Source organism: Streptantibioticus ferralitis, assembly GCF_029223525.1.
Lineage (GTDB): Bacteria > Actinomycetota > Actinomycetes > Streptomycetales > Streptomycetaceae > Streptantibioticus_A > Streptantibioticus_A ferralitis.
Genome location: NZ_JARHTQ010000025.1, coordinates 69198 through 93716 on the forward strand (window position 1 = coordinate 69198; position 24519 = coordinate 93716).

At 70.1% G+C, this 24519-nt stretch carries 26 protein-coding genes; 12 read left to right on the forward strand and 14 right to left on the reverse strand.

The window, feature by feature from the left end; translation table 11 throughout:
• Nucleotides 1-5 precede the first annotated feature (5 nt).
• The 10 genes from P2L57_RS29630 to P2L57_RS29675 all read right to left on the reverse strand — a co-directional run bounded on the left by P2L57_RS29630 (nt 6) and on the right by P2L57_RS29675 (nt 8355).
• A complete protein-coding gene (locus tag P2L57_RS29630) occupies nt 6-1841 on the reverse strand; it encodes a hypothetical protein (RefSeq protein ID WP_275819629.1) in 1836 nt (611 codons plus the stop codon).
• 135 nt (nt 1842-1976) lie between these two features.
• Nucleotides 1977-2612 carry a hypothetical protein gene (locus P2L57_RS29635; protein WP_275819631.1) on the reverse strand — a complete coding sequence of 212 codons (636 nt, stop codon included), beginning with the start codon at nt 2610-2612 and terminating at the stop codon, nt 1977-1979.
• 1 nt (nt 2613) lies between these two features.
• A complete protein-coding gene (locus P2L57_RS29640; protein WP_275819633.1) occupies nt 2614-3087 on the reverse strand; it encodes a DUF6197 family protein in 474 nt (157 codons plus the stop codon).
• 264 nt (nt 3088-3351) lie between these two features.
• A complete protein-coding gene (locus tag P2L57_RS40370) occupies nt 3352-5556 on the reverse strand; it encodes a DUF2637 domain-containing protein (protein WP_275819635.1) in 2205 nt (734 codons plus the stop codon).
• Between the two features lie 147 nt (nt 5557-5703).
• Nucleotides 5704-6078: a hypothetical protein gene (locus tag P2L57_RS29650; RefSeq protein WP_275819637.1), complete on the reverse strand. Its 375-nt coding sequence runs from the start codon at nt 6076-6078 to the stop codon at nt 5704-5706.
• 156 nt (nt 6079-6234) lie between these two features.
• Nucleotides 6235-6576 carry a hypothetical protein gene (locus P2L57_RS29655; protein ID WP_275819639.1) on the reverse strand — a complete coding sequence of 114 codons (342 nt, stop codon included), beginning with the start codon at nt 6574-6576 and terminating at the stop codon, nt 6235-6237.
• A gap of 110 nt (nt 6577-6686) precedes the next feature.
• Nucleotides 6687-6989, reverse strand: coding sequence for a WhiB family transcriptional regulator (locus P2L57_RS29660; RefSeq protein ID WP_275819641.1), 303 nt, complete (start codon nt 6987-6989; stop codon nt 6687-6689).
• Nucleotides 6990-7151: 162 nt separating this feature from the next.
• Nucleotides 7152-7340: a hypothetical protein gene (locus P2L57_RS29665; RefSeq protein WP_275819643.1), complete on the reverse strand. Its 189-nt coding sequence runs from the start codon at nt 7338-7340 to the stop codon at nt 7152-7154.
• Between the two features lie 82 nt (nt 7341-7422).
• A complete protein-coding gene (locus tag P2L57_RS29670) occupies nt 7423-7599 on the reverse strand; it encodes a hypothetical protein (RefSeq protein WP_275819645.1) in 177 nt (58 codons plus the stop codon).
• A 147-nt stretch (nt 7600-7746) separates the two neighbouring features.
• Nucleotides 7747-8355: a hypothetical protein gene (locus P2L57_RS29675; protein ID WP_275819647.1), complete on the reverse strand. Its 609-nt coding sequence runs from the start codon at nt 8353-8355 to the stop codon at nt 7747-7749.
• 326 nt (nt 8356-8681) lie between these two features.
• Here P2L57_RS29675 and P2L57_RS29680 point away from each other — a divergent pair, with 326 nt between their 5' ends.
• Both P2L57_RS29680 and P2L57_RS29685 read left to right on the forward strand, forming a co-directional pair.
• Complete coding sequence (locus tag P2L57_RS29680; RefSeq protein WP_275819649.1) at nt 8682-9440, forward strand: GntR family transcriptional regulator; 759 nt, start codon at nt 8682-8684, stop codon at nt 9438-9440.
• Nucleotides 9437-10000 (forward strand): P-loop nucleotide/nucleoside kinase family protein, encoded by a 564-nt coding sequence (locus tag P2L57_RS29685; RefSeq protein ID WP_344185342.1) that lies wholly within the window; start codon nt 9437-9439, stop codon nt 9998-10000. The genes P2L57_RS29680 and P2L57_RS29685 overlap by 4 nt, the downstream gene beginning before the upstream one ends.
• A 282-nt stretch (nt 10001-10282) precedes the next feature.
• Here P2L57_RS29685 and P2L57_RS29690 read toward each other — a convergent pair whose 3' ends face one another.
• A complete protein-coding gene (locus tag P2L57_RS29690; protein ID WP_275819653.1) occupies nt 10283-10879 on the reverse strand; it encodes a ferredoxin reductase domain-containing protein in 597 nt (198 codons plus the stop codon).
• 1590 nt (nt 10880-12469) lie between these two features.
• Here P2L57_RS29690 and P2L57_RS29695 point away from each other — a divergent pair.
• Nucleotides 12470-14881 carry a hypothetical protein gene (locus P2L57_RS29695; RefSeq protein WP_275819655.1) on the forward strand — a complete coding sequence of 804 codons (2412 nt, stop codon included), beginning with the start codon at nt 12470-12472 and terminating at the stop codon, nt 14879-14881.
• Nucleotides 14878-15720, forward strand: coding sequence for a DciA family protein (locus tag P2L57_RS29700; protein WP_275819657.1), 843 nt, complete (start codon nt 14878-14880; stop codon nt 15718-15720). The genes P2L57_RS29695 and P2L57_RS29700 overlap by 4 nt, the downstream gene beginning before the upstream one ends.
• A gap of 113 nt (nt 15721-15833) precedes the next feature.
• Here the strand turns inward: P2L57_RS29700 and P2L57_RS29705 are convergent, their stop codons facing one another.
• Nucleotides 15834-16214, reverse strand: coding sequence for a hypothetical protein (locus P2L57_RS29705; RefSeq protein WP_275819659.1), 381 nt, complete (start codon nt 16212-16214; stop codon nt 15834-15836).
• A gap of 121 nt (nt 16215-16335) precedes the next feature.
• On the opposite strand from P2L57_RS29705, the gene P2L57_RS29710 reads away from it, so the two are divergent.
• Together P2L57_RS29710 and P2L57_RS29715 are read left to right on the forward strand one after the other, a co-directional pair.
• Nucleotides 16336-17607 carry a hypothetical protein gene (locus P2L57_RS29710; protein ID WP_275819661.1) on the forward strand — a complete coding sequence of 424 codons (1272 nt, stop codon included), beginning with the start codon at nt 16336-16338 and terminating at the stop codon, nt 17605-17607.
• 91 nt (nt 17608-17698) lie between these two features.
• A complete protein-coding gene (locus P2L57_RS29715) occupies nt 17699-18406 on the forward strand; it encodes a hypothetical protein (protein ID WP_275819663.1) in 708 nt (235 codons plus the stop codon).
• Nucleotides 18407-18448: 42 nt separating this feature from the next.
• On the opposite strand, the gene P2L57_RS29720 is transcribed toward P2L57_RS29715, so the two are convergent.
• Nucleotides 18449-19690, reverse strand: coding sequence for a hypothetical protein (locus tag P2L57_RS29720; protein WP_275819665.1), 1242 nt, complete (start codon nt 19688-19690; stop codon nt 18449-18451).
• 325 nt (nt 19691-20015) lie between these two features.
• Here P2L57_RS29720 and P2L57_RS29725 point away from each other — a divergent pair, with 325 nt between their 5' ends.
• The 4 genes from P2L57_RS29725 (at nt 20016) to P2L57_RS29740 (ending at nt 22100) form a co-directional block, all read left to right on the forward strand.
• Nucleotides 20016-20735 carry a hypothetical protein gene (locus P2L57_RS29725; RefSeq protein ID WP_275819667.1) on the forward strand — a complete coding sequence of 240 codons (720 nt, stop codon included), beginning with the start codon at nt 20016-20018 and terminating at the stop codon, nt 20733-20735.
• Between the two features lie 9 nt (nt 20736-20744).
• Complete coding sequence (locus P2L57_RS29730) at nt 20745-20873, forward strand: hypothetical protein (protein ID WP_275819670.1); 129 nt, start codon at nt 20745-20747, stop codon at nt 20871-20873.
• Between the two features lie 576 nt (nt 20874-21449).
• Nucleotides 21450-21704: a DUF8825 domain-containing protein gene (locus P2L57_RS29735; protein WP_275819671.1), complete on the forward strand. Its 255-nt coding sequence runs from the start codon at nt 21450-21452 to the stop codon at nt 21702-21704.
• A gap of 30 nt (nt 21705-21734) precedes the next feature.
• A complete protein-coding gene (locus P2L57_RS29740) occupies nt 21735-22100 on the forward strand; it encodes a DUF6233 domain-containing protein (RefSeq protein ID WP_275819673.1) in 366 nt (121 codons plus the stop codon).
• A gap of 116 nt (nt 22101-22216) precedes the next feature.
• Here P2L57_RS29740 and ku read toward each other — a convergent pair whose 3' ends face one another.
• A complete protein-coding gene (gene ku / locus P2L57_RS29745; protein WP_275819675.1) occupies nt 22217-23254 on the reverse strand; it encodes a non-homologous end joining protein Ku in 1038 nt (345 codons plus the stop codon).
• 310 nt (nt 23255-23564) lie between these two features.
• Here ku and P2L57_RS29750 point away from each other — a divergent pair, with 310 nt between their 5' ends.
• Together P2L57_RS29750 and P2L57_RS29755 are read left to right on the forward strand one after the other, a co-directional pair.
• Nucleotides 23565-23867 carry a coiled-coil domain-containing protein gene (locus P2L57_RS29750; protein ID WP_275819677.1) on the forward strand — a complete coding sequence of 101 codons (303 nt, stop codon included), beginning with the start codon at nt 23565-23567 and terminating at the stop codon, nt 23865-23867.
• Nucleotides 23868-24157: 290 nt separating this feature from the next.
• Nucleotides 24158-24436, forward strand: coding sequence for an acyl-CoA-binding protein (locus P2L57_RS29755; protein WP_275819679.1), 279 nt, complete (start codon nt 24158-24160; stop codon nt 24434-24436).
• The last annotated feature ends 83 nt before the right edge of the window (nt 24437-24519 follow it).

A 24519-nucleotide genomic window follows, 5' to 3' on the forward strand; every position in this document is an offset into this window, starting at 1 on the left:
TGGTCCTACGCGGCGGGCGCGTAGGAGCCCTTGTCGTTGTAGAAGCGCAGTTCAGCTGGCTTCGTCTCGTCGCTGTCCACCACGGCCTTGTACAGCGGCGCGTACCTGGTCCCGATGTTGGTCAGGACGACCTTGCACATTTCCGCCGCCCGCTTCGCGCGCTTGTGGAGTTCGGCGGCCTCCGTCGCCTGGGCCTTCGCGTGGTCGGCCAGCTTCGTCAGCTTCGCGGCCAGCTTCTCCCCGCCCTCGACGGCCTTCGCCTGGTCGGCCAGCTCCTGGCAGTCCTTCGCCTCGACCTCCGCGGCGGCCTCGAGCGACTTGCACGCGTCGGCCACCTTGATCAGGTGGTTCTCCTTGGCCTCCAGCTTGCGTTCGTACTGCTTGAAGTTGCGCAGCTCCTTCCGGCTGATCGACCCGCGTGCGCCCTGCGTGCCCAGGGTCAGCGTGTTCGTGTCGATCTCCTTGACCAGGAGAGGCTTCACATCGGTGCTCACTCCGTCGTCTCCTTCGTCCGGCGGGGCGATGACGAGCCTCTGGCCGCTGGGCCCGGTGACCGTCGTCTCCTCCTGCTGCTGCGGATCGTCCTTCTTCGGGGTCTGCTGCTGCGCCTTGTACTGGGCGTGTTTCCTATCCAGCCGCGCGTGCTCCTTACCGTTCTCCTCCTTCTTGTCCTGGTATCCGTCCTTCGCGCCCATCGCGTACGCCTTCACGTGGTCGACCACGTTCCGGACCGCGGAGCCGTCGCCGTGACCGGTCTCCCGCGACCGCTGGAGCGGACTCCGGGTGTCGATCCCGGCCGAGCCGTGACCAGCAGCGCCGTCCTTGCCGTTCTTGCCGGCGCCGCCGCCCGAGCCGGACCCGCCGCTGCTCCCGGAGGGGCCGCTCGGGCCCCGGCCGCTGCCGCCGCCCTTCTCCAGGTCGACCTTCGCGCCCTTTCCCTTCGAGCCGCCGGACGAGCCGCCCGTCGCCGACCCACCGCTGCTTCCGGAGGCACCGGACTTTCCGTCCTTGCCCGCCTTTCCGTCAGCTCCCGCGTTCCCGGAGAAACCGCTCTTCCCCTTGCCCCCGGAATCGGCCGAACCCTTGGAGCCGGTGTCCTTCGGCGAGCCTCCACCACCGTTTCCGCTGGTGCCGCGCCCCCCGCCGGACCCACTGCTCCCATTCGAGCCGGACGAGCCACGCCCGCCACCGGATCCGCCACTCCCGTCCGAGCCGGACGGGCCGCGCCCGCCGCTTCCGGTGGCGCCGCCGTTTACGCCCCGCCCGGTTCCCGCTGAGCCGTTCCCGGTGGAATTCCTTCCTGAACTCCCGCCACTATTTCCGCCGAGATTCCGGCCCCCTCCACCGACCCCTCCGGAGCCATTTCGGGTGGGAAGTCCAGGCGACTTCATGACCGTGGTGGTACGGGCCTCTTTCACCTGGTGCGCGCCAGCCCTGGCCCTTTCCAGGTCCAGCCGCTTGTTCGCTGTCCCGCCGCCCTTCGCCCAGCGGGTGGCACCGGCCCGGATCAGCGTTTTGATCACGCCCTCCTTGTACCGGGCGCCGGCCGCGTCGGATCCGGCACCGGCCAGGTCCTCCGGTGCGTTGTACGCCGCGCTGGTGACGCCCGGGGAGGAGCGGTCCACTACTCCGTCGGCATCTGCCTTCGCGGCCGGATCGTCATCGGCCGGCCTGGCTCCGGCACCGGTCGCGGTGACCGGCCGGGCCGGTTCCACCGCGGCCATCAGGGCGGCCATGATGCCGGTGTCTGCGGCCGGTGCCGACGCGGTGCCGGCGACCGGGGAAGTGGGCGGATCGGGGGGTTCCCCGGGGGCCGGGGGCGCCGTATCGGTCGCCATCATTTCCTCACTCTCAGTGATGGCCGGTGGTTCCTTACTCCTTACCTCCCAGCGGAGAGCAGCCGCTCAGCCGGACCATGGGGTCCGGTCGCGGCGCTCTCCGCCAGGAGGGAGGGAGTAAGGAACCACCGTGCGTGACTACGCGTCGGACTTCTTGCCCTTGCGCGCGAACACCGCGATGGCCAGGCCACCACCGGCGACGAGACCCAGCAGGGCGGGGGAGTTGACCCCGCCGCCCCCGCCGCTACCGGCGTCCTGGGCGTCACCGGCGGCCGCCATGTCGGACCCGTCGAGGGCCTTGTACTGCTGCTCGCAGTCCGCCACGACGTCACCCCTGGACGGCGATCCGTACCCCTTGCCGATCAGGCCGGAGGAGTCCTTCACGCACTTGTCGACGGCCGCCTGGACCTTGTCGGCGGAGGCGGTCGCGGCCTTCGCGTCGGCGGCCGCCTTGTCGTTCCGGACCTTCATCTCCTCCAGCTCCAGCTTCTTCATCTGGAGCTGGAGGGCGGCGGCCTCCTTCTCGTCCTTTGCGACGGCCGCCGAATGGACCTGGAACCAGATGGTTCCGCCGCCGACAAGCGCCACCCCGGCCACCGCGATGGCGACCTTTCCACGTCGGGTCAGACCGGCCTTCTTGTACTTTACGACCGGGGTTCCATACGGCCCCTCGTCGGCGTACGGAGAAGCGTCCGGCTCGCCATTTCCGAAGGTCATTCCTGTCGCCATTCCGGCCCGAATTCCTTCGAACACCTTCTCTTCTTCCGGTGTCATTTCAGTCTCCGTTCTTTCGTGCCATGTCGGAGGCCGCCGAGATCGTGGCCTCCACACCCCGGAAGGTGTTATGAGGAAGGTCGTTCCATTCCCAGAACCGCATGTTCACGCCCTGGCGAGCCAGCTGGGTCTGAAGGTAATTCACGGCCTTTCCCCGGTCGATCGCGGTCACATGCCCGGTGGATTCCAGAAAGGTCTGGGCACCCCTGATGCACATACGACCGGTGGGGGAGAAATCGAAGCTCTGGCACCAGCCGTAGCGGGTCAGGACCTCGATGACCTGGATGAGGTGATACGACGGCTTCAACGGGCGCGGCTCCTGCCAGAGCCCCAGGTCAGCCATCGCGGACCGGATCCCCTTGGGGATCATGCGCTGGCCCCAGGTCGGAGGGTCGGGCGCCCAGATCTCCAGGGCCGGCGGGATCACCGTGGGGGGTGCCAGCGCGGGCGCCAGCGCCGTCGCCGTGGGTGCCATGCTGCGCTCCTTCCTTGCATACATCAGGTGGGGATCTCCTTCTCGGGGGTTGAGGGAAGGGGTTCAGGGGTCCGTGTCCCCGAGGCATGCGCGCGGGGCCGGGGTCGTGCCCGGTACGGGCTGATCGGCCGCGCTCCGCTCGGGGCGGGCGCGGGCGAGCGGCCTGCCGGCCGTGGCCGTCACCGGTCCGCGCTCACGCTCGGGAGCGTGGGCGCGGGCCGGGGGCGACCATGAGCGGCAGGTGCCGCGCAGGGGTGCGGACGCTCAGGCGTTCGCGGGCGCGCTCGCCTTGGCGCTCACCGGGGCGCTCTCCTCAACCTGAGCGCGCAGGCGCTGCGCGGTCGGACGGGAGACCGGCTCATCGGACAGACTCGCCTCGGTGAGCGCGTCGCGGATCTCCGTCCACTCGGGGCGGCGCCCGAGCTCGGTGTAGAGGAGGCGGATGCGGTCGTGGCGGCGCTCGGTGAGCGCGTCCCGCTCGCTGCGAGTTCGGGGGCTGTCCGCTCGGTGAGCGTCGTCCCCCTCCGTGTCGCGCTCACCGGAGTGAGCGCCCGCATTGAGCGCCGGGCGCTCACGCTCACCTTCGGCGCTCCCGGGGGTGAGCGCGCTCGGTTCCGGGTGAGCGTCGCCGCTCTCCTCAATCCGCTCGACGGTGTGAGCGTCCTCGTGGGTGAGCGCGTCGGCGAGCGCGGCAGGCGCGGTGCCGAGCTTGAGCGCCATCCGCTGCTCCAGCGGAGCCTTGCTCCGCCACCGCCAGCCGTGCGCCTCCTTCAGGCGCGCTCGCAGCAGGGTCTGCTCCTGGAGGCGGGTGAGCGCCTCCTCGTAGGAGGTGATCTCCCACAAGATCATCCGGCGGCGCAGGCGAGCGGTGGGGATCGGGGCGAGGATCCAGCGGGACCAGCGCACGGTCTCCATCCGCTTCTTGCCGGTGACCGCGCCGATCCGCGTGGCGTACACGTGGGAGGCGATCTCCGAGAAGATCACCCACAGCAGCGTGAGGGCGGCGTGCCCGAGGCGGCCCGAGGCGGAGTGCGCCGCGTTCCAGTTCAGGTAGACGGTCACCGCCGTCAGTGCCCTGGGCACCCAGCGGATCCAGCGCAGCTCCATGCCCATGCGGATCAGGACCAGGTTGGCGCCGGTGAAGGCGGGGATCGCGACGTCGATGCCAACCGGCAGCAGCCACGGCCAGTCCCAGCCCCACCCCGTCGCCTTGGTCTCCAGCGCGGTGTAGGAGGAGAGCAGTCCGAGGGTGGAGACGGTCGTGGCCGCGAGGACGATCGCGACGACAAGCACCAGTTCCTGTCCGGACAGCGGCGGCACTTCGCCGGCGGGCCGGGCATCGGCCCGTGCCTTGCGCCGTGCGGCGCGCGACTCGGTCCGGATCTCGCGGCGGCGGGCCCGCTGCACCGTGCGCTGCGTCGCCGCCTCCAGGACCCGTTCGGCCTCGGCTCGGGCCTTCGCGGCGGCAGCCTGGTCGGCCGTGGCCTTGGCCGCCGCCTCCCGGGCCGTCTTCGCGTCCGTCTCGGCCTGCTCGCGCAGCCGGGTGACGTCCTTGTCGGCGACAGCCCGTAGCTCCTCAGCGGAAGTGCGGGCGTCGTCCAGGGCGCGTTCGGCATCCTGGCGAAGGCCGGCGGCCATCTTCTCGGCCCCGGCTCGCACCTGTGCGGCCTGGTCGTCCGCGCTCTCGCGCATCCGGTCGGCCTCGCCCCGCGCCCGCTCCAGGAGCTGTTCGGCGTCGGTAGTGGCGCGGGTGCGTGTCTCGGTCGCGGTGCGCTCCGCAACCGCGAGCAGCTCGGTGCGCGTGGTCTCCGCGTCGGCGAGAGCCTTCGCGGCGGCCTGCGCGGCCTCGGTGCGGACCTGCTCCGCGTGCGCGGCCGCCGTAGTGGTGACCTCTTCCGCCTTCCGGCGCGCGTCGCCGAGCAGCTGCTCGGCAGACGCCTTGGCCTCGGCGAGGACCTGGTCGGCCTCGCCGGACGCCGTCGCCGTGACGGTGTCGGCCACCCGGCGCGCGTCGGCGAACAGCTGCTTGACCTTCGCTTCGGCGTCGGTCAGAACCTGGTCGGCGGCGGCGGCCGCGGTGGTCGCGGCCTGCGTGCGGACCCGGTCGGCGTCGGCTTGTGCGTCGGCGAGGACGCGGGCCTGCTCGGTCGTGACCGCCTCGGTGATCGAAGCGGCCTCGGTGCGCGCACCGTCCAGCAGTTCGACGGCGCGGGACTCGCCGTCGGCGAGGATGCGCGCGGCGTCGTCGGCGGCCAGGTCCCGGAGGTCGGCGGCGCGGTCGGCGGCGTCGGCCAAGACCGGGTCAGCCTCCTCGAACACCAAGGGCACGATCTCCTCAGGAGCGGCGGTGGCCTGGGCGGGGATGGAGGTCGGCGTCGTCGGCGGCGTCGGAGCCTTGGCGCGCCCGGCGCCTCGAGGCTTCGCGGCCGGGGCGGGCTTACGCCTGCGCCGGGTGGCGGTGTTGGCCACGGGGGGGTGTCCTCTCTTACGTTCCGGCGCCTCGTGCAAGAGGTCACCGCGGGTCGGCGTCGGTCGGTAGGGTCGTGACTAGGCCCTCCGAGGCCCCGGCAGCGCTAATGCCGGGGGCTCGGAGGGCCGTCTGTGTGGAGCAGGTGGTCAGCGCTGGTCGGGCAGCTCGGCGGCGTTCTGCGCGAGGTGCTGGCGCAGCCAGGCGACGGCGGCCGGGGTCATCGCCGCGGTGTCCGGCTCGCTCAGCGGCGCGGTGTCGATGTCGTGCATCGCGTCGGCCGGCGGGAGCAGCCGCATGTAGTCGGGGTCGATCCCGGCGCGGTGGCGGTTGCCGCTCAGTTCGACCAGGTCGTAGAGGACCTTGCCGGTGTCGGCGTGCCGCCAGGACCGCTCCACCCGGCCGACGAGGGTGTGGCCGGGCTTGCCGAGCCAGAACTTCTCGACGTCGCGGAACAGGACGATGTCGCCCTTGGCGTAGCTGGTCGTCGGCTGGACGGCCTGTGTCTGTGGCGGCTGTGTCACATCGTGTCCTTCCGTTGGCGTGCACCGGCATCGGGCTGTTCCCGGGCCGGGGGCGTGCGAAAGGCCGGCAGCCCGGCGTGCGGGCGGTCGGCCTGGGGGAGTGCTGTGGGGCGGGCCAGAAGTTGCCCGCGGCTCCCGCCGGGCGGGAGCCGCGGGTCAGCTCTCGGGGAGCTGCGCGCCGTGGCGGCGGAGGTCGGCGGTGGTGATGCCGAAGTGGCGGCACCGGTCGATCAGCGGCTGGAGCGTGGTGCCTTCGGCGCGCGCCTCGGGCGAGCCGACACCGAACAGCTCGTTGAGCGCGGCCGCGGTGCGGGCGGCGTGCCGCTCGAAGCGGCCCTCGCCCACCCACTCCTCCGCGATGACGTGGAGGGTGGTGCGCCAGCTGCCGTGGTAGTCCTCCGGCCCGATCGGCGGGATGTCGCTACCGAAGATCGCGAAAGCGGCGGCCTGGGCAGCGGCTTCCGTGCCGGGCTGGAGCGGGGTCATCGTCGTGGCCATGGGGCCTCCCTCGACTGTCGGTCCGGGCTGTCCGGCTCCCCTTCACCGCCTGTCCCGTCCGCCGTGGTGCAGCGGTCGGTGCCGGCGGATCAGGCAGCCGCCAGAACGGATCAGGCAACGGTGCGACGGCGGGCGGCGCGGCGCTTGATGCGGCGGCGGTCGCCCTCGTCGGTACCGCCCCACACGCCGGACTCGTTGCGGTCCAGGGCGCCCTGGAGGCAGCTCTCCATCAGCGGGCAGCGCAGACGGCAGACGGCCTTGGCCTCCTCGCTCTGGAGGAGCGCCGGTCCGGTGTTGCCGATGGGGAAGAACAGCTCGGGGTCCTCGTCGGCGCAGGCCGGACGGGGCCGGACGGGCGCGGCGGTTGAGACGGCGCCGTAGCCGTAGCGCTCGGTGCGTACGATGGTCTGCATAAGGGCCTCCCAGAAGGTCCGGTAGTACGAAGCGGCCCCGGGGATGCGAGCCCCGGGGCTGTGTCCTGTGTCGACGGCCGGAAGGGCCGGAGCGGGGAGCTCCCGACGCTCTCCGTCGTCCCCGCCCGCAAAGGCGCGGGGACGACGGGCAATGCCGGGGGATCAGCGCTGCCGTTTCGACTGGCGTTCGTTGTAGGCGTCCTGGAACCGGGCGAACCGCTCGTGGATCGGCTCACCCTGCACACACGACTCGCCGGCCTGGCAGGCCGGGCAGTTGGTGGTGTGCTCGCTGGAAGCGCTGAACGCCTCCATGTAGCGGACGTACAGGTCGTCCGTCTGACGGGCGGTCATCGGCGGTTTTCCTCCGACCTCTTGTTCTGCTCCGCGTTCTTCCGCGACAGCTCAGCGCGGTCGGCGTCGGTGAGACAGAGGATCACGCCGCCACCTCCAGGCCGACGAACGCCGGGACGGTCGCGGGCAGGAGCACCAGGGAGACATCGACGCCGGTGATGTCCTCGGGCTCGTAGCCCTTGGAGTCGTCCTCGCGCTCGATGTCGTCGATGATCCCGGCCGACGGCTGCGGCGCGGAGCGTGTCATGCTGTGCTGCATCAGGTCCTCCAGTCAGGTCCTGGACAGCCCCGGGGGTCTCAAGTCGCCGGGGCTGTCGTCGTGTTGGCTGGTCATACGAGCAGCCACGGCCCCGGCCGCCCTGCGCTATGCAGGCGGCCGGGGCCGTGGTCGTTCGTGCGCGGTGGTTCAGCGCGTCGGGCGCTTGGGGCGGAGCGTGGTCAGCGGGACCGGCGGGCTGGCCAGCGGGGCGTCACCGGCGGGCAGCTGCGCGCGCCGGGTGTCGGTCTCACGGACCGCCAGCGCCGTCGACACCCACTTCATCTCGCGCAGCAGCCACAGGGGCCGGCCGTCGCCCGGCTCCCCCTCCGTCGGCGCCGTCTGCTTCTGCGCGGCGATCTGGCTGACGGCCGGCGCGGGCGCGACCTTGGGCTTGCGCAGCACGGTGGTCGGGCGACGGCTGGCGGTCTCCGCGCCGCCGTCCTCCAAGCGCTTCTGCCACACCTCGAACGCGACGTCGATACTGACCAGACGGTTGCTGCCCTGGCAGCGGACCGCCGCATCCTTCCGTGCAACGCCGGTGTCGTGCGGGACGAGCTTCTGCTTCTTGGCCTTGATGCCTGTGATCGGCACCCACGTCTTGCAGTCGGGGCAGACCAGCGACGCGCAGGAGGGGCGCAGGTCGTACTGGTGGGGCTTAAGGGTGGAGACGGCGAGCGCCGGGCGGGGGCTGATGTTCCGGGAGCGGGTCCGGCTCCTGCGGTAGCGGGCGGTGGGTTCAAGGGTCGAAGCAAGCACGTGAACTCCTTACGGGCAGAGGGGCGGGGTGCTTCGCGGTGCTCTCTCCGCCCTCCAGGCCGCACGGCAAGCCGGCGTCCTGCAGGACAGACAGCGCACAGCGCTGCGACGTGCACACAGTCGTCGTGCGGTCAGGCCCGGGGGAGTTTGATGGAGCTCTCTGAAACCCCGGCCACCCCGAAGGGCGGACGACTTCCTGCGGTCTTGCTCACTCAGCGCTCCCGGAGGAACACCGACGCCTTACATACATCAGGTTGCCTGAGGTACCCTCAGGTGTCAAGCGGTATAGTGAGGCACCTAGATGAAATTGAAGGAGGCGAAGGCAGATGTCCGGGCCACCCCGAGCCGACAACCGGCCGCCGTACGCACGCATCGCGGGCCACTACCGCGACCTGATCAGCTCCGGGGAACTCTCGCCAGGCGACCTCCTGCCCAGCATCAAGGCGCTGGCCGAGAAGCACAGTGTCAGCACGGCCACAGCGGACCGGGCGATGAAACTTCTGCGCGACGAGAGGCTCGTGCAGGGCATCCCGGGCGTCGGAACCGAGGTGATGGCGCGGCCCATATCGCTCTCCTCAGGGTCGGAGCGCCATGACCGCAGCACCAAGACGCACTCGTCCTGGGGTGTAGGCGAGACGTCGTCCGGCCACACCGCCGGAATAGTCGCTGCCCCCGAGGACGTCGCGTATGTCCTCGGCATCACCCCTGGTGATGACGTGATTCGCCGGAGCCGCGTCTACCGCGATACTCACGGCATCGTCTCCCACTCGACGTCCTGGATCCCCGCCGAATTCGCCCAGGTGCTCCCGGAGCTGACTCGAAGCGAGCGACTCAAGGGCGGGCTGTCGCTCGACTTGATTGCGCGGGCCACCGGGCGGCAAGTCGTGCAGCGGGTGGATGAGGAAACTGCTCGTATCGCCACGGCGCGCGACCTTGAGCTCCTGGAACTGGAAGCCGGAACTGTCGCGGCGATTCTCGTGCTGACCGCGAGGTTTCTTGATGCCGATGGCCAAGTGCTGGAGTACGGCGTGGACTTGGGCGCTCCCGGCCGCACGCGGCGCACCACCTCAGAGGTGCTGCGGTGACCAACCGCGGCGCTGTTCACGCGATACTCATGACAGGGATGCCGGGCGCTGGCAAAACGACCCTCGCCCGCACTCTGGAGCGGGCCGGCGTCCGGCGTTTGTGCCCCGATGAAGAGATGTTCCGACGCTACGGCCACTACGGGAGGGACTTCCCCCGCGGGCAGTTCCGCGTCCGGGAGGCACCCGTCCTCAAGGACGTCGCCCTGGAGCTCCAGGAGGGCCTACGCGCTGGACACGACATCGTGGTCGATCACGGGTTCTGGACTCCGGAGGAGCGCGCGCAGTGGGCGGCGACCGCGATGGAGGCTGGCGGCGCACCGGTGCTCATCTACCTGCCGGTGCCCCACGAGGTGCGCTGGGAGCGGATACGGGAGCGCAACGCCCGCGCGCTGACCGACCCGAACTCGATCGAGTTCAGCGAGGCGGACTTGTTGCGGTTCGCGGGGAGGTTCCACCCCCCGACACTCGACGAACCGCACATCGTCTACGACGGTCACCCGGAGAACGTGCTGGCCGAACTGCGCTGTGTGCGTCCTTCTGCGGATGGCGGTCCCCATTGACCTCTACCTCCGCTGTGCAGCGGGCACTTGTTTCCCATGACCGTGTCCGGGCGATGCACGCCACAGCATGGCTGTGTGGAGCCCGCTCTGCGGGCGCCAACCGGATCGGGTTCCTGTCTGACGGGAAGACGGGGCCACAATTTGCTCGTCTGGCGGGACACGAAGAGGCATTCACGCGAACCCACTTTGTGGTGTCCCTTGCACGTGATGGATTTGGGGCTACGGCCAATTCGGCTTGCGCGTATACGATTTATTGATCCGCTAGCGGGCTTTACTGACGCGTCATCGGGGAGGTGCAGCGAACGGATGGGCGAGATGCACGGACACATCCGCCTGCGGTTCCTCGTCCACGGTGTTGTTCGGGGTCAGTGCGTTGAACGCGGCCCGAAGAGTCCTGGTGTCCGGCTTCCACCGCTTCGGCGCGATCAACTTCAGCCGCGGCGCGTCTTCCGGGCTGAGGACCTGGCTCCGGCAGTCGATGACTGGGATGAGTCCGAGGCTGTGCGCGTACAGCAGTACAGGCTTGCGCGCGATGAGCGAGCGCAACTCAAGGCGGGCGATGGGGCCGAGGAAGTAGACGCGGCTTCCGGCTCTCTTTTGCTTGCCCACCACGATGAGGCCGTCGATGTGTTCGGCAAAGTCAGCCCAGTCGTATGGGCGGTCCTCGGTGAAAACGTTGCGGTAGTGGAAGACTTCGACGCCGGCAGGCAGTTCTTCCGTAATCCGCTCAAGCCACTTGTCCCATTTCGGACCGTTCATCGTCCTAGGGGCCGCGCTGACGTAGACGCGAACCGGCGCGCCGGGCGCCCGGTCAGCGGCGATCCGCTCCATCGCCACGGCGAAGCGCGCCTGCTGCACCGGGTTGGCGAAGGTGTCCACGTCCAGGGGATCCGTCGGCGTCGCTTGCATGCTGCTCATCATGCCGGTCTGGACTCCCGGAGCTCTGCGAAGGGTTGGGACATTCTCTGCCTGTCGACGCGTCAGGACGGTATATCTCAGGGCCGACACGGTCCGTGGCAGGGTGTCGTTACGCGCCGTGCGAGCGGTACTGTGTCTGCGGACAAGATCTATACGGACATGGTTAGGCCCCGCGAGGTGGTGCTCCGGGGCCCGGCCGCAGACCTAACTTCGGATGGTCTCGACATGACTCAGGGTACCCGTACCCGCTGCCAGACACACACGGCACCCACTGCCGTCGTAGCGATGACCTGCGCGTCGCTCCGGCAACAGGGTGCCTTTTCTATGCTTCCGCGCCGGTCCGGGCGCGGGTACACCTCGCCCCGCGAGGGGGTCGAGATGACGTGAATCTGGGGGCGGCGCCTGCAACGCAGGACTTCTAGCCGCCCGGGGCCTGCCCCTCGGTGATGCCACTCACCTCGGTGCCGCGCCCCATCTGATCTCCGGTTCTGGCCTGCCAGCCGCTCCGGAGGAGTTGTTCGACCCGGTTGCCGCCGGTTTCGAACAGTTCGATCTCGGTTCTGTGAGAGGAACCACGAAGCACCACGAGGGGCTTCGTCGTGCCGTTTGGCGATGCCTCACGACGGGAGTCATTTTGCACTACTCGCCTGCGCCTTGTCAGCCCCGGCATGCCCGCTTGGCCCCATTTCGGGCCACGTCTGCGTCACATTTTCGGCCGCTCACCCCGTTTCCTCGATACGTGAGCGGGGGGCAGCAGCGCGCCCACTTCGACTCGCTCTACCGCCATCTGCCCGGCCCCGCCTACCAAGGTTCGATGTGCCGTTTGGAGCGATTCGCGGCATGCTGCCCGGCACGTACCCTGCCGCAGAACGGGCTCCTCCTTCGTCGATCTCCCGCCGTACCGAGAGGGAAGAATTTCTGGGGCAATTCAGCGACCTCGGTCACTTACATGTCGTCCGGCTTGCTTGATCAGAGTGTGATCACCTCCCTGTCCGCTCCCGCTGTGACCGTTCGCCGTAGTTGGTCGATGAGCTGGAACGTCCTGGCTTGTCAGGCCACGTCTGCTCACCGCAGTTGGAAGGGCCTGTTCGACGGAGTTTGGCGGGCTAGGGGCGACGAGGCCCGGGTCGCTGTGCGAAACCGCAGCTCCCGGGAATCTCGCCACCGCGCTCACCAACTACGTGAACACGCGCGAACTATGTCGAACGGTCACATCCTCGCTCCCTCCGCAGGGGGTGTCTCCCATCGTCGGTCCTTGCCCACAGGTCGGCGGCGGCAGCCTGCGGGGATGGTCGTCCGGCGGAGGTGTCCGCTTCTCGGTGCATCGTCTGCCTCCACGTCTCGTGTGGGGGTGGATTGGTGATTGCTGTTGGGATGTTGGTGCCGGGTCCGCGTCAGTTGGTATCACGGTCGGTGAAGGCCGAGGTTCGGGTGCCGGGGCAGCGGGGTGCGTTGCGGCCGGTGCCTCGTCAGGCCGGTGCGGTGCCGGTCCGCGGGCCGGGCCACCCGTTGGCGCTGGGTCGGGATGCGCGGGCGAGGCTGAGTGGTGCAGTGCGTGCGCTGTTGGACGTCGCCGGTCTGGAGGGTGAGGTGGACGCGGTGCGCCTGGCGGCGGTTGTGCTGGCGGCGCGGACGCCGGAGGCAACTGGCCAGGTGGAGATCCGGACGGGCGAGCTGGCCCGGTGGCTGGGCATGTCGAAGTCGTACACGGCCTCGGTCGTGCTGCCGGGGCTGCGCCGATCCGGGGTGGTGCGCACGGGCGTGGTGGAGGGCGAGTTCGGCGAGGACCGGGCGGTGGCGTGCGAGGTGGTGCCGCTGTGGGAGGCCCGCGGTGTGGTTGGTCATCCGCTGGCGCTGTCACGCAAGGAGCTGGCGACGCTGCTGCGGCTGCTGGAAGCCGTGATGGCGCCGGGTTGGGTGCACCGGGATGGGCGGGTCACACCGGCCGGGCTGCTGGGCGCGCGTACGGGCCGCGGCGCGGCGACGGACCGTCTGGCGCTGCTGCTGCTGGTGCTAGAGGCGACGGAGACCGGGCGGGTGCGGTTGTGCGGCGGCTCGGTGGACACCCAGCGCGGCCGGGCGGCGGCGACGGTGGCCCGGCTGCTGGGTCGCACGGCTGCCTCCGGTGAACGGGTGCTCGAGCGTCTGGAGGACGGGGGGCTGGTGGAGCGTCCGCGACGGGAGACGGCATCGGGGTTGGCGCACCGGTCGCGGTTGCTGGTGCCAGCGGTGGCCGCCGCGCACCGAGCGGTCGGCGGTCCGGCCGGCTCGGAGGGCCGCGGTCGCACCTCGGAGCCCGGTTTTTCAGACCCCGACGTTGCGGCAAGGGGTAGTGGCCACGTGAAGCCGGACGTAGAAGCCCAGGTCAACGGGGCACAGGGGGACTTGGAGGCTGAAACGGCAGAGCCCGACGTTACGGCAGCCCTTCACACTGATCACTCTTCTGTGGCTGATGTGGTTATAGATGGTGCTGTTGTTGGTGGGTTTTCCGGCGATGGCCGTGGGGGTGAAGGCCGTCGGCCGGAGCGCGTGTGCGTGCGCGAGGACCAGGCCGCCGACTGCGGACCGGACGTTGCCGGGTCGGCGCCAACGGGGACTGAGGGCGGCCCGCTGCGCGGGGAAAAGCCCAAGGAGTCCTCGGTCGATGAGCGGGATGGGCAACGGGCTGCTGGGGCCGGTGGTCGGCCGAAGGCCGCGGGTGGTGAAAAGGCGCAGCAGCTGCGGAGAGTGGGGCTTCCTGCTGATCTTCGTCTGGGGGTGGCGCTGGGGCCGGTTGCGGGGCTGTGGGAGCGGCTGTCCGGCTGGCAGCAGGACCAAGTCGAAGCGGCGGCGAAGGCGGAGGCGACCCGGCTGGCAGGCATGCTGATGCGCCCGGAGACGGCGCCGCGGCTGCTGGCCGACCGGCTCTCCGACCGGCTGGAGGAGACCGGCGGCGAGTCCCTGATCGGCAGCCCGTACGGGTGGCTGATCCGGCGGGGCCTGGTGCAGCGGCCGGCCTGCTCGGACCGGCGGTGCGACGACGGGATCCAGCTGGACACCGGCGGTGAGTGCGAGAACTGTGGCAACGTGATCCACCTCCGGCGGGCCCGGCGGGCGAGGATCGCGGCTCAGGTCGACCGGGAGCTGCCCGGCCTCGGCGGCAGCGAGCACCGCCAAGTCCTCGAGGACCGCCTCCGCGAGGAAGCCGCCCGTGAGGCGGAGGACTTTGCCTGGCGTCGTGAGCAGGCCGCCGCGGAGCAGGCCCGTCGTGATACCGCCCGTGCGGTTGCCAAGGGGCGGGCGGAGCGCGAGCGCCAGGCCGCGGCCGCCGACGAAGCGGTCCGCCAGGCGCAGCCGTGCGAGGACTGCGGGCAGCAGCGTGCGGCCGGGCTGTGCGAGGCGTGCGGCTACCGGCGGCGGACCGAGGCGGCGATCGGCGAGGCTGGACTGGTCGCCGCCACCTGGGCCGCCGATCTGACCGACCCGGGCGACGTCGCCGCCGTCACCGACCACGTCCGCGCGACGCTGGAAACCGACATCGAGGCCGCCCTCAAGCAGTTCCTGGAGCTGATGGAGCCGGGCGAACTGGCGGCGAACCCGGTCGCGGCGGCATCCGCACTTGCCTTCACCGCTCTCCAGACCGTGGAGCAGGCCCTGCCGGAGTACCGCAGCAGCGCCCTCGGGCAGCTGGGCCGTACCGAGGAAGCCGAGACGGAGGCGCGGCGGGCGTACAAGACGGAGCAGAACAGCCGCTGGTTTAGGGCCAACCCGACCGGCGCGGACGCCGTCGCGGCTGCGACGAAGGCCGCCGACACCGCCCGGGAGCGCACCGCCCAATACCTCCTGGGGACTCGGCTGAACCAGCTGCGCGAGCAGCAGGCGGCCCGCACCCAGCAGGCCGCGCCCGCACCGTGGGCGGACCGGCTGCCCGAGCTGGCCGCCCGCCCGCTGGACGGCGACACGGCCGGGGCGGTGATCGCGTGAACAGCGGGCTGAGCGGAGTCGACCTCGCCCGCCAGGCCCTGGTCGCGGCCCGGGAGGCGGCCAAGAAAAACGGCAGCCGCCGCCAGGAGAAGCCGAAGCGGTCCCGGACGCAGGTGGTGCGGCACGGCGGTCGTGAGCCGCTCGGACTCGGCACCGAGATCACGATGATGATGACCGAGCGCGGCATGGTCGCCCCGGCCGCTGGCGGCAGCGTCCTCGCCCGGTGGGACGATGTCCTCGCCGCGGCTGCGCCCGAACTCGCCGGGCACGCCCGCGCGGTCGCGTTCGACTCGGACACCGGCCGCCTGGACGTCGTCCCCGACGCCCCCGCATACGGCACCAAACTGCGCTGGGGCGCGCCGAAGCTGATCGCGACGGCCAACACGAAGGCCCCGGGAGCGAACGTGCGCACCCTGCACGTCCTGCCGCCCGCACCCCAGAAGGCCGGCACCGCCCCGGCGGCCGCCGACCCAGACCCGCAGCCGACCGGGCCCGCCGGGCCGGTGCGTACCCGGGAGAACGCCTCGGACGGCTACCGCCGCGCGCTCGCCGCGCACCGCGAGGCCCCGCCGCCGCGCCGGGTGGACCCGGCCATCGCACAGGCGGTGGAGCGGCAGACCGCCGCGATGCGCGAGCTGAGCCGCCGAGCGTTCCCCGAGCCGGAGACGGCGGTCACCAATGCGCCAGCCCCGATCGAGGCGATCCGCGCCCAGCGCCGTCGCCAGGCCGCGGCGACCGAGGCCGCTGCGCTGCAGCGAGCCCGTGCCGAGCGCGCTGCCCGGGAGGCCGGGACGGCGGCCGCCGTCCCGCAGTCGGCTGTACTGCGAACAACGGCGTGATCGGAGCGGCTGTCGCGAAGATCGACAGATGGCTACGTCACCGGCTTCCGGACCTCGGCGCAGGCTGTGGACTGCGTCTATCCACCCACCCAGCAAGAGCCATCAGAAACGGCCTAGCCGTATGCGGCCCGCAGCCGGGCCAGCAGATCACGCACGTCGTCCGCGGAGAAAGCGGTCACGTCGGCTTCATCCACGCCATGGACGGCGATGGTCCATTCTCCTGTGTCCGAGACCGCCGCTTCGATGGGCGGCTGCGCCATCCACATCACATCGATGCCGCGCCGGACCACCACGCCTACGAGGCCAGGCAGTGACATCTTGGCTGCGCCGCCAGGGCCCATGAGCAGGTCCGCGAGGGCGTCGGTGGCGTTGTCGCCCCGCACGCTCTCCGAGGCAACGGCGATCTCCCCGCCACCCACGTGCGTGAGCGTCACCGCCATGTGCGTACAGTCCTCGTGCCGCTCCCACGGTGGGGTCTTCCAAGTGAAGGTCATTTGCTCATCCTGCCCAGGCTGTGGAGCAGTTCGGCTGGATCCGGCCACGCCGGATGGCTGGCTCGGCTTGGATAGTGCGTCGAGACAAGGCACCGGTCGAAGTGAGGGGATCGTTTTCGTGGTGTTCAAGCGTTCCGGGAAGGCGACGCGGCTGTTATGGGAGGCGGTGGCCGCCAGGCCGGCGCGGTTCCTGGGGGCGGAGCGGCGCCGTGGCTGGGTGCTGTACCGGTGGGGAACGGAGTTCGGGCCGGTGGTGCTCGCGCACACGGTGCGCGGTGAGATGGGGATGACGTTCCCGAGCCATGCTCTGCTGCGCGAGCTGGCCAAGGACGCCGTCGCCCTGTCCGTGGTCGAGCCCGACTACAACATCCCGCACGGGCCGAGCCTGGAGGCGATCGACGCTGTCGGCCCCGATGAGTACTACGGCACGACCTGGCGCCGCCTGGAGCGGGTGCTCGGCATGCCCGCTCCCTACTGGCACTCGAATCTGCGCGATCCCGAGCTGATGATGGCCTGGAGGCCGGGCGCGCCCACCCTGCATGTACCGGCCGTTGTCGTCCCGGATCCGGGGCCGCTGCTGCGCCTGGCCGCGGAGGAGCCCGACGGGTCGCACGCGGCCCTGGCGGCCCTCGATACCGCCCGGCGGACGGTGCGGTCCGCGGCGAAGAGCTGCCATGACGAGATCACCGAACACGTGGATACCAGCGAGGACATCGCCTCCATCGCCATCGCGGCCCGCCCCCTTCTCCCGCCGGAACCGGCGACCGTTGCGGAGGAGATCCTGCGCGATGGTTGGCGGACCATCTTGAACCGCACCGACACGCTCGCCGCCGAATGCGCCCGCCTCGGGCATGTCTTGGGCGGGACCCGGTACTTCCCCGGCTCGTGCAAGGTCACTGTGGACCCGGCATCCTGCGCCCAGGCCGGGCAGTGGGCGTCCCGGCTGCGGCCCAGCCCCCGCACCGCGCTCGCCACCTACCTCGGCGACGACCGGGACCAGGACATCCTCATCGACCCGGTGACCGACATGCCCGCCGTACGAACCAGCGACGGATCGATCGAGACCGTCGCCCCGCAGCGGCTGCCGGCGCACTCACCGCTCGCCGCGCTCACCATCGCGCGCCGCTCGGTGTGGGTGACCACCCAGGACGGAACGGTGTTCCTCGCGCCGCAGACCGGCGGCGGCTACACCTACGGATACAGCGGTGGCGGGCCGATGGCGCTGGCCCGGCTCATCGATCTGCTCCTGAAAGACATCACCCACGCCGCGCCCGGCTTCGACGGACAACGGCCTCCGGCAGGCCTGGACCACGCCACCGAAGAGGGATGGAAGGACCGCACCCCGCCCTTCGCCCTGACCCGGGCCGAACTCGAAGCACTGCGCGACCAATGAGTAGCGCAGACCGGATCACGAGCGCCGGGCGAGAACGTCGACGCCACGGCCAGCAACACCCGACAGCGTCGTCGTGAGGAGACAACCCCCAATGGATTTCCCGGTATTCACCGAGGCCGCGCCGCTGACTGCGCTCGAGATCGAGGCGCTGCGCGCCCTGCACGTCACGCTGCAGGACCTGCGGCATGAGTACGAGTCCGCGCTTGCCCTCACCCACCGCTCCTACCGGCTGGAGGAGAACGCGGAGGTGTACACCCACGGCCGGGCCCTAACCCACCATCCCGATGCCTTGCACCAGCTAGGCCGTCTTGCCGACCGCTACGAGCGCGGTGTCGGGTTGCTCGCCTGGCGCTACGCGAGCGCGGCCGTGGTGCTCGGCATCGGCATCCTGGACCGCGTCGTGGGTGGCCGGCCCGCGCTGACGGCGGCCGCGGTGACGGAGCTGTGCGAGGAGCCGACCCTCGGCCAGCTGCGCGAGGCCTTGTCGATCCCGTGTACCGACCTGCTGATCGCGCGCGAGCCCGCGTTCCGGGACCGGCATGAAGAAGAGCGCCACGAGCTGCTCGGTGCGGTGGAGGGCGTCATCGTGTGTGCTGCCGAGCTCGGCGACGGCGTCCCGCAGGGCGCGGCTGCCTTGTGGGCGGGGCGGCTCACCGATTTCGACCGCCTAGGCACGGACCCGCTGTACGAAGGCGTCCTGGGACAACTCTTGCGGTACGCGGAGCAGTTCCCCAACGAGATCAGCTGGTATCTGAAGCAGTCCCGGGCTGGCGCACTGCCCCACCAGATCCGCACCTGACTCAGAGCGAGGTTGGACTGTCGTCCGTCGGCTGCGCACGGTTCAGCGTCGGCGGCCGAATGGCCACCAGCGCCGACGTGTGCGGCGGCGAGGCGGGGCAGCCGGTCGTGGCGGTGTCGAGGGCTGCGGCGGCACAGGCGGGCATGCCGGGGGCGTGGGCTCAGGGGGTGCCGCATCCGGTTCGACGGGACCGGGCGGGGACGTCGGTGTCAGCGGGGCGGGGGCAGCCGCGGTCGTCGGCGGTGCTGGCGGTGTAGCGGTCAGTGGCGGTGCGGCGGATGTGGGCGGCCCGCTGGGCCGGGCGGCCCGTCCCGGTGCGGGCTTGCGTGTGGCTGCCGCCGCGCGGGTCTGCCGGAGGGTGCGCTGGGCGAGGGAGAGCGGCGGCGGGCAGGCGGGCGGGCTGCTTCGGCCGGTGGCGGCGTCGTAGGTCCAGTGGGCGAGCTGCCAGTGTTCTTCGGCGAACATCTGCAGCTCGGGCCTGCCCCTGCGGGGTGTCCAGACCTTCCAGGCGCCGACGGCCAGGACGAAGGAGCCGGCCGCGAGCGGGTTGAGCAGGCTGGCGTGTTCGGACCGGATGCGTACGGTGAAGCGGCGCCCGTCGGCGAGCCGGAGGACCGGCCGGTCCTGGCTGTCGTGCTCTACAGCGGTGACACCGCCGTAGACGGCTACCGGGTGCTTGGGCTTCGTCCCGCTGGTTATGCGCGCGTACAGCCGGGCATGGTCGGCGGGGGTGGGGCCGTGGCAGAACTCGCCCCAGCCCACTGCTTTGGTCTCGCCGGGGCGGCGCACCTTGAACTGGGCGACCACGTCGGCGTCGTAGTCGTGCTTTTGCAGGAAGCGGGCGATGACGACCGCGCTGTTGATCAAAGGGGGCAGCAGCGGTCGCACCGTGGAGACGTTCACGCCGAACCGGTCGCAGGAGGCGGCGGAGCCGGTGTCGATGATGGGGGTGGTGGCGTCGATCTGGCTCAGGTCGTCGGGCAGCACGAGGTGCAGTTCGTCGCCTTCGATGACGGCCACGCCCTGGGAGCCGTGCGCGATCTTCTGCAGGACTTCGGTGGGGTTGAGGGGGCATAGGTCCTCGTGCTGCCGGTCTGCGGCGAGCCGGAACAGCGCGGCCCGGGGAGCACGGCCCACCGTGGTGCGCTGGGAGACCACCGGCGTCATGCAGAACGCGCAGACCAGTGGGACCTTCTGGCGGCGCCACCAGGGTTCGTCGTCGATCTCGTGCGCGAAGACCTTCGCGCCGAGCGTGCCGTGCTGGTACAGGCGTGCCTTGTCCACCGCCTCCAACCCCCCTTGATCCACAGAGTTTAGGGGACGACGAATGCCGGGTGTGTGGAAAGACGGGGGAGGCCAGCAGCGACTGGCCAGCCGCCGAGGAGCATTTGCACCTCGTTCTCGTGATCCACGGACTCGACCGCAAGCGCACGGACTTCGAGGAGATTGCGCGGTTTCCTCTGCACGACATAGGCGGACACCCCATGATCGGGCGCAAGAGCGCGGGCGGCCACCGGTCCAAAGCCCGACTTCGGCGGATCGGCGGCCGGTGTCCGCCCGGGTGGCTAGCGTGATCGTCATACATGGCTCTGCGACGAGAGGATCATCTGTGTCCGTTCTGCCCGCCCTCGCCCAGCTGGCTCCGGTGCGCGACGAGCACGCCTGGCACTTCCCCAACACGAATCTGCACCGCACGCACGTGCGGATGCGGGCCTGGCCCACCGCGGACGGAGCCGGCCACCTGGTCGTGGCCACCGACTTCATGCTCGGCGGCGGGCTGGTCAACATGGCGGAGTGTCTGTACCAGGCGGCGGTGCGGGAGTTCGGTGAGCCCGTCACGGTGGTGCGCCACTTCCCGGCCCACACCATGCTGGCGCGGGGAAACGATCGTTTCGACTTGCTGACCCTTGATGAGGCCGGGGTCGCCCGAATTCAGGCATGCACGGACGAGATCATCAAGCTGCTCGGCCCTGGCGTGCTGGGCTTTCCCGGCGATGAGGCAGCCGCCGACGGCGCCGTGACCACGGTGATGCCGCAGAGCGTGCAGATGGCCCGGATGCAAGCGGCGGCCCTGCGGCTGAAGCAGAGTGGCCACGGCACGGTCGTCGGCCGCGACCTCGATGCCGCCAGCCAGCTGTCGCTCGGTACCGGCGTGCTGGAACGGCTCGCGGACTTCCTCGCGAACGCCCTGGTGGAGGACGAGGGCACCGAACCCGGCGACGCGCGGGAGAGGAAGCTGGAGAAGATCGTCGCCACGCTCAAGGGCCAGGCATGGGAGCTGGTGGCCCTGGCCGACGAACTGGAAAGCGAGAGCCGCGCCCGCCGTTGACAGCTGGCCATGCCACCAGCGGACGATGACGCGGCCGTCCGCCGGGCCGTCCTGGACGATCTGCGCGCATACGTACGGCACCAGTTCGCCCTGTGGATCAGCAATCCCCAGACACCACACGGCCGTTCGGCCGACTGAAGCGGTACGCAGGACGGTGGTGCGGCCTAGGCCGTGGCCTCCTGGCCGCAGACCGGGAAACCGTAGCGGACGAGTGGCCAGGCAGCGGCAAACTAAGCTGAGTTGTGAGGAAGGGGACGGCTGTGGATGAGCGCTCCATCGCACGCGGTGTCGAGAAGGGCATCCGCAACGCTCGGCGCCAGCGTGAGCGACCGTCCTTGAGGCAGTACAAGGGTTGGCGGTTCCCCCTAGCGTTGATCCTTCGGTACCCGAAGGTGATCGGTTGTCTCGGACTGGTGTTCCTGGTTGTGCTGGCCAAATCTGGGAAGTCGTGACAGCCGCAGCCGCGTAGCGCGGAATACACCGCGCCGCTTCCGGCGCGCGGCGCAGTGCCCAGATGGCGCGGGCGGTCTACTTCGCGGTTGGGGCTGCCGAAAGCTAGTCACCGGGCCAGTGCGCCGACCCGCCGTGCCGGAGCGCCACGGTTCCCCGGAAGAGGTCGGTGCCAGGCCGGGTGCGCGGCACCCGCATCCCGATCGGCGTATATCGCCCGTGCGTGTACTGCGCCGCAAATCGAACATGCGGTCCAATCTTGTGGTGACGTCCTACGCCTTCCCTGACGATCTTCTGCAGGCCCAGCGGGACTGGTACACCGCGTACCGACAGCTCGCTGAGGCCAAGCACCCCGCGCAGACCACGGTGTTGCGGCGCAGGTTGCAGCGGCTGTCCGTGGAGATCAGCACGCATCCGTTCTGGGCGACCGTTCCGGGGCGAGGGCCCGCCGCGCGGATGGCACTGAAGCAGATGGCCTGGGATGCAGGGCAGGAGGAGAGGTCATGCGCTCGCTCCTGACCGGCATGAGGTGCGGATGGGCGGCCGGGTGTGAGTGACCTCCCGCCGGACCTTCCCCGCCTGCAGGTGCTGCGGACTTACCTGCGGCTGCAGTTGGAAGCGGTCGACGTGCGGATCAGCGAGATAGAACGTGCTGCCTCCAGCCAGACGCGTCCCACCGCCGGTGGGACGACACCGCCACACCCGACTCGCGGCCAGGAGGCAGTGAACGAGCTGAAGTGGTGGCGCTTTGTCCATGCCGGACCTGGCAAGGTCGGCGGCACGTTGCACCGCGGGGACTGCCGCCACGCTGCCGGCGGTGCCCTGCTCCCCCTGTCTCAGGCGAAGCTGATGCTCGAAGAGGGGGCCAGCCCCTGCCAGCAGTGCACCCCACAGACCCGGCTCCAGGAGCCGTAGACGCAGGGCCGCGCAAGGTCGTCGCTTCTGGTGGGACGTGATCCTCAGTAACCGACGTCGCCGAACGCTATCGGCCCGGATCCCGCACTGGGGCCGGGTCGATCACATGTTCGTGCTCACGACGCCCGGCGGCGGTGCCGCCGCGGAGTGCTCAGCGCCTTCATGAGCTCGTCGCGGCTCATCGTGGATCGACCGGGGATGCCGGCCGCGGTGGCGTGGGCGTACAGCTCGGCCTTGGTCATCTGTTCCAGTTCTGCCGTGCGGCCAGACCGGCGCTTCGCCGCGACCTCGTCGTCCGCGCGCGCGGCGGCGGCTGGTTTGCGGTCATCGGTCGCGCGTTCTTCGGCCCGCCGCACGCTGGCCTGCAAGGCTGCGGTGAGGTCGGCGAGTTCGGGCGATGTCGGTGTCGGCGGCGCTTCTGTCTTGGCCTGTACCGTGCCGCCGCTGTGTTTGGCCTCGACCAGTTCGCGGACGCGGTCGGCGTAGTCATCGCGATACTGCTCCGGGTTCCAGTCGTGGCTCATCGCTTCGACCAGGTGCACGGCTCCTTCCAGTTCCGAGGGCGTCAGCGGCGCCTGGGGGAGGGGGAGCGTGGGGATCTGCCGGTATGGGTCGCGTACTTCGTCGGCCCAGTGCAGGGTGTGCATGACCAGGACGTCGTCTTTGGCTTTGACCGCGACGAGGTACTCCTTGTTGTGCATCACGACGGTGGCGATCCCGGCTTTGCCTGACAGTGCCATGGCTTCGCGGAGCAGCATGTAGACGCGCGCGTACTCCTCGCCGCGGGGGGCCAGGTAGTAGGTGGAGTCGAAGTAGATCGGGTTGACCTGGTCCAGGTCCGCGAACCCGGTGATCGTCAGGCTTTTCGACCGGCCCGGGGCGATGTCGTCCAGTTCGTCTGGCTCCACGACTACGTAGTCGACGCCGGTGTCGTATCCCTTGACGATCTCCGAGAGGGGCACTTCTTCGCCGGTGCGCTCGTTGACTCGGTTGTTGCGCACGCGGTCGCCGGTGCCGCGCTGCAACTGGTGGAAGCGCATTGTGTGGCTCTCGATCGCGGTTAGCGCCTGGACGGGCAAGGTGACCAGGCCGAATGACAAGACGCCGCCCCATACCACTGCCACGACGCCCACCTCCTTGCTGATCACGACCATCGCACCGCCCCTTCGTTGTGATCGCTTCTTCGGGGCGCGCGCGTCCCAGGGCCTACGAACGCCGGGCAGTAGGAGAGACTGGACCGCGGCCCGGCGGCGCTGTTGTCCGGCCGATACTGCCGCCGCCGGGCACACCGGAGCTTCCTGGGTCTTCGCGGTCAACCAAGGTTGCCCAACATGGCAGCAGTTCCCGCGGGGACGTCGGACCGCGGCGACCGGGCGCGGCGCCAGGCGCTAGCGATGGCATTCACGCCGGGGCACGTGCCGTGATCAGCCGCGTAGACTGGCGCACTGACCGGAGGGGAGAGGGATGCCTGAAGACGAGATCGCGCAGCGGGAGCTGGCCGCACTGACGCGTCGCTTCGAAGAGGTCGCGGAGAAGACCGACCGCGAGTTCGGCATCGTCAAGAGCGACTTGACCGCACTGCGCCTGCAAGTCGGGAACCTCGATCAAAAAGTGGACCGGCTGGAAGGCCGTCTGGGGAATCTTGATCAGAAGGTGGACCGGCTAGAGGGCCGTTTCGACACGCTGAGCGAGAAGATGGACCGGAACCAGGCGCAGATCATCGAGCTGCTCTCGGGTCTGGTCGGCCGGGGCCCTAACGCCAGCTGAACCTGATTGTCCTCCAATGCCGACGGCCCGAACCCCACCATGGGGTTCGGGCCGTCGGCATTGGCCCTGTTTTGTGCCCTGCCGCTGACAACGTGACGCTGTCGGGGATCTTGAGTACGTGTTTCTCATCCGGAGCGTCGGGCTTGAGGGTGCCTTGGTCTGTTGAGGCTATGGGGTGGTCTGGGCTCAGTCCGCCCACACAGACCGTCTTCGGCGGCGTGTCGTTGACCATGGGGCAGGCCGCCCGAGACCATTGAGTCCGGCTAAGTCACAAAACAGGAGGATCTGGCATGTCGGATTCCACGTCGACCGGCAACCAAGCGTTCGTCACGGCGAGCCAGGAGGTCGTAAAACTTAGCAAGGCTCCGAGCAACGACATCAAGCTCAAGTTGTACGCGTACTTCAAGCAGGGGATCAAGGGTGACAACGACACCCCCGAGCCCGGCTTCATCGACTTCACGGGGAAGGCGAAGTGGAAGGCATGGACCGAGGTGAAGGGGATGTCGAAGGAAGAGGCTCAGAAGAAGTACATCGAGTTGGTTGAGGAACTGAAGGCGGCCGACGCCTGACGTTCTTGGTGTCGGGTCGCGCCACCTTCGGGTTTTTACTTGAGGCGAGGGTGGTCGACCTGGTCACCGAACTCGGCTTGGCC

Bases quoted from the DNA above. Each gene is read 5' to 3' on its own strand.
- P2L57_RS29750 (WP_275819677.1), top strand. From the start codon at position 23,565: ATGCCTGAAGACGAGATCGCGCAGCGGGAGCTGGCCGCACTGACGCGT.
- P2L57_RS29665 (WP_275819643.1), bottom strand. From the start codon at position 7,340: ATGACCGCCCGTCAGACGGACGACCTGTACGTCCGCTACATGGAGGCG.
- P2L57_RS29705 (WP_275819659.1), bottom strand. From the start codon at position 16,214: ATGACCTTCACTTGGAAGACCCCACCGTGGGAGCGGCACGAGGACTGT.
- P2L57_RS29635 (WP_275819631.1), bottom strand. From the start codon at position 2,612: ATGACACCGGAAGAAGAGAAGGTGTTCGAAGGAATTCGGGCCGGAATG.
- P2L57_RS29730 (WP_275819670.1), top strand. From the start codon at position 20,745: ATGCCACCAGCGGACGATGACGCGGCCGTCCGCCGGGCCGTCCTGGAC.
- P2L57_RS29680 (WP_275819649.1), top strand. From the start codon at position 8,682: ATGTCCGGGCCACCCCGAGCCGACAACCGGCCGCCGTACGCACGCATC.
- P2L57_RS29660 (WP_275819641.1), bottom strand. From the start codon at position 6,989: ATGCAGACCATCGTACGCACCGAGCGCTACGGCTACGGCGCCGTCTCA.
- P2L57_RS29655 (WP_275819639.1), bottom strand. From the start codon at position 6,576: ATGGCCACGACGATGACCCCGCTCCAGCCCGGCACGGAAGCCGCTGCC.
- P2L57_RS29755 (WP_275819679.1), top strand. From the start codon at position 24,158: ATGTCGGATTCCACGTCGACCGGCAACCAAGCGTTCGTCACGGCGAGC.
- ku (WP_275819675.1), bottom strand. From the start codon at position 23,254: ATGGTCGTGATCAGCAAGGAGGTGGGCGTCGTGGCAGTGGTATGGGGC.
- P2L57_RS29630 (WP_275819629.1), bottom strand. From the start codon at position 1,841: ATGATGGCGACCGATACGGCGCCCCCGGCCCCCGGGGAACCCCCCGAT.
- P2L57_RS29670 (WP_275819645.1), bottom strand. From the start codon at position 7,599: ATGCAGCACAGCATGACACGCTCCGCGCCGCAGCCGTCGGCCGGGATC.
- P2L57_RS29715 (WP_275819663.1), top strand. From the start codon at position 17,699: ATGGATTTCCCGGTATTCACCGAGGCCGCGCCGCTGACTGCGCTCGAG.
- P2L57_RS29640 (WP_275819633.1), bottom strand. From the start codon at position 3,087: ATGGCACCCACGGCGACGGCGCTGGCGCCCGCGCTGGCACCCCCCACG.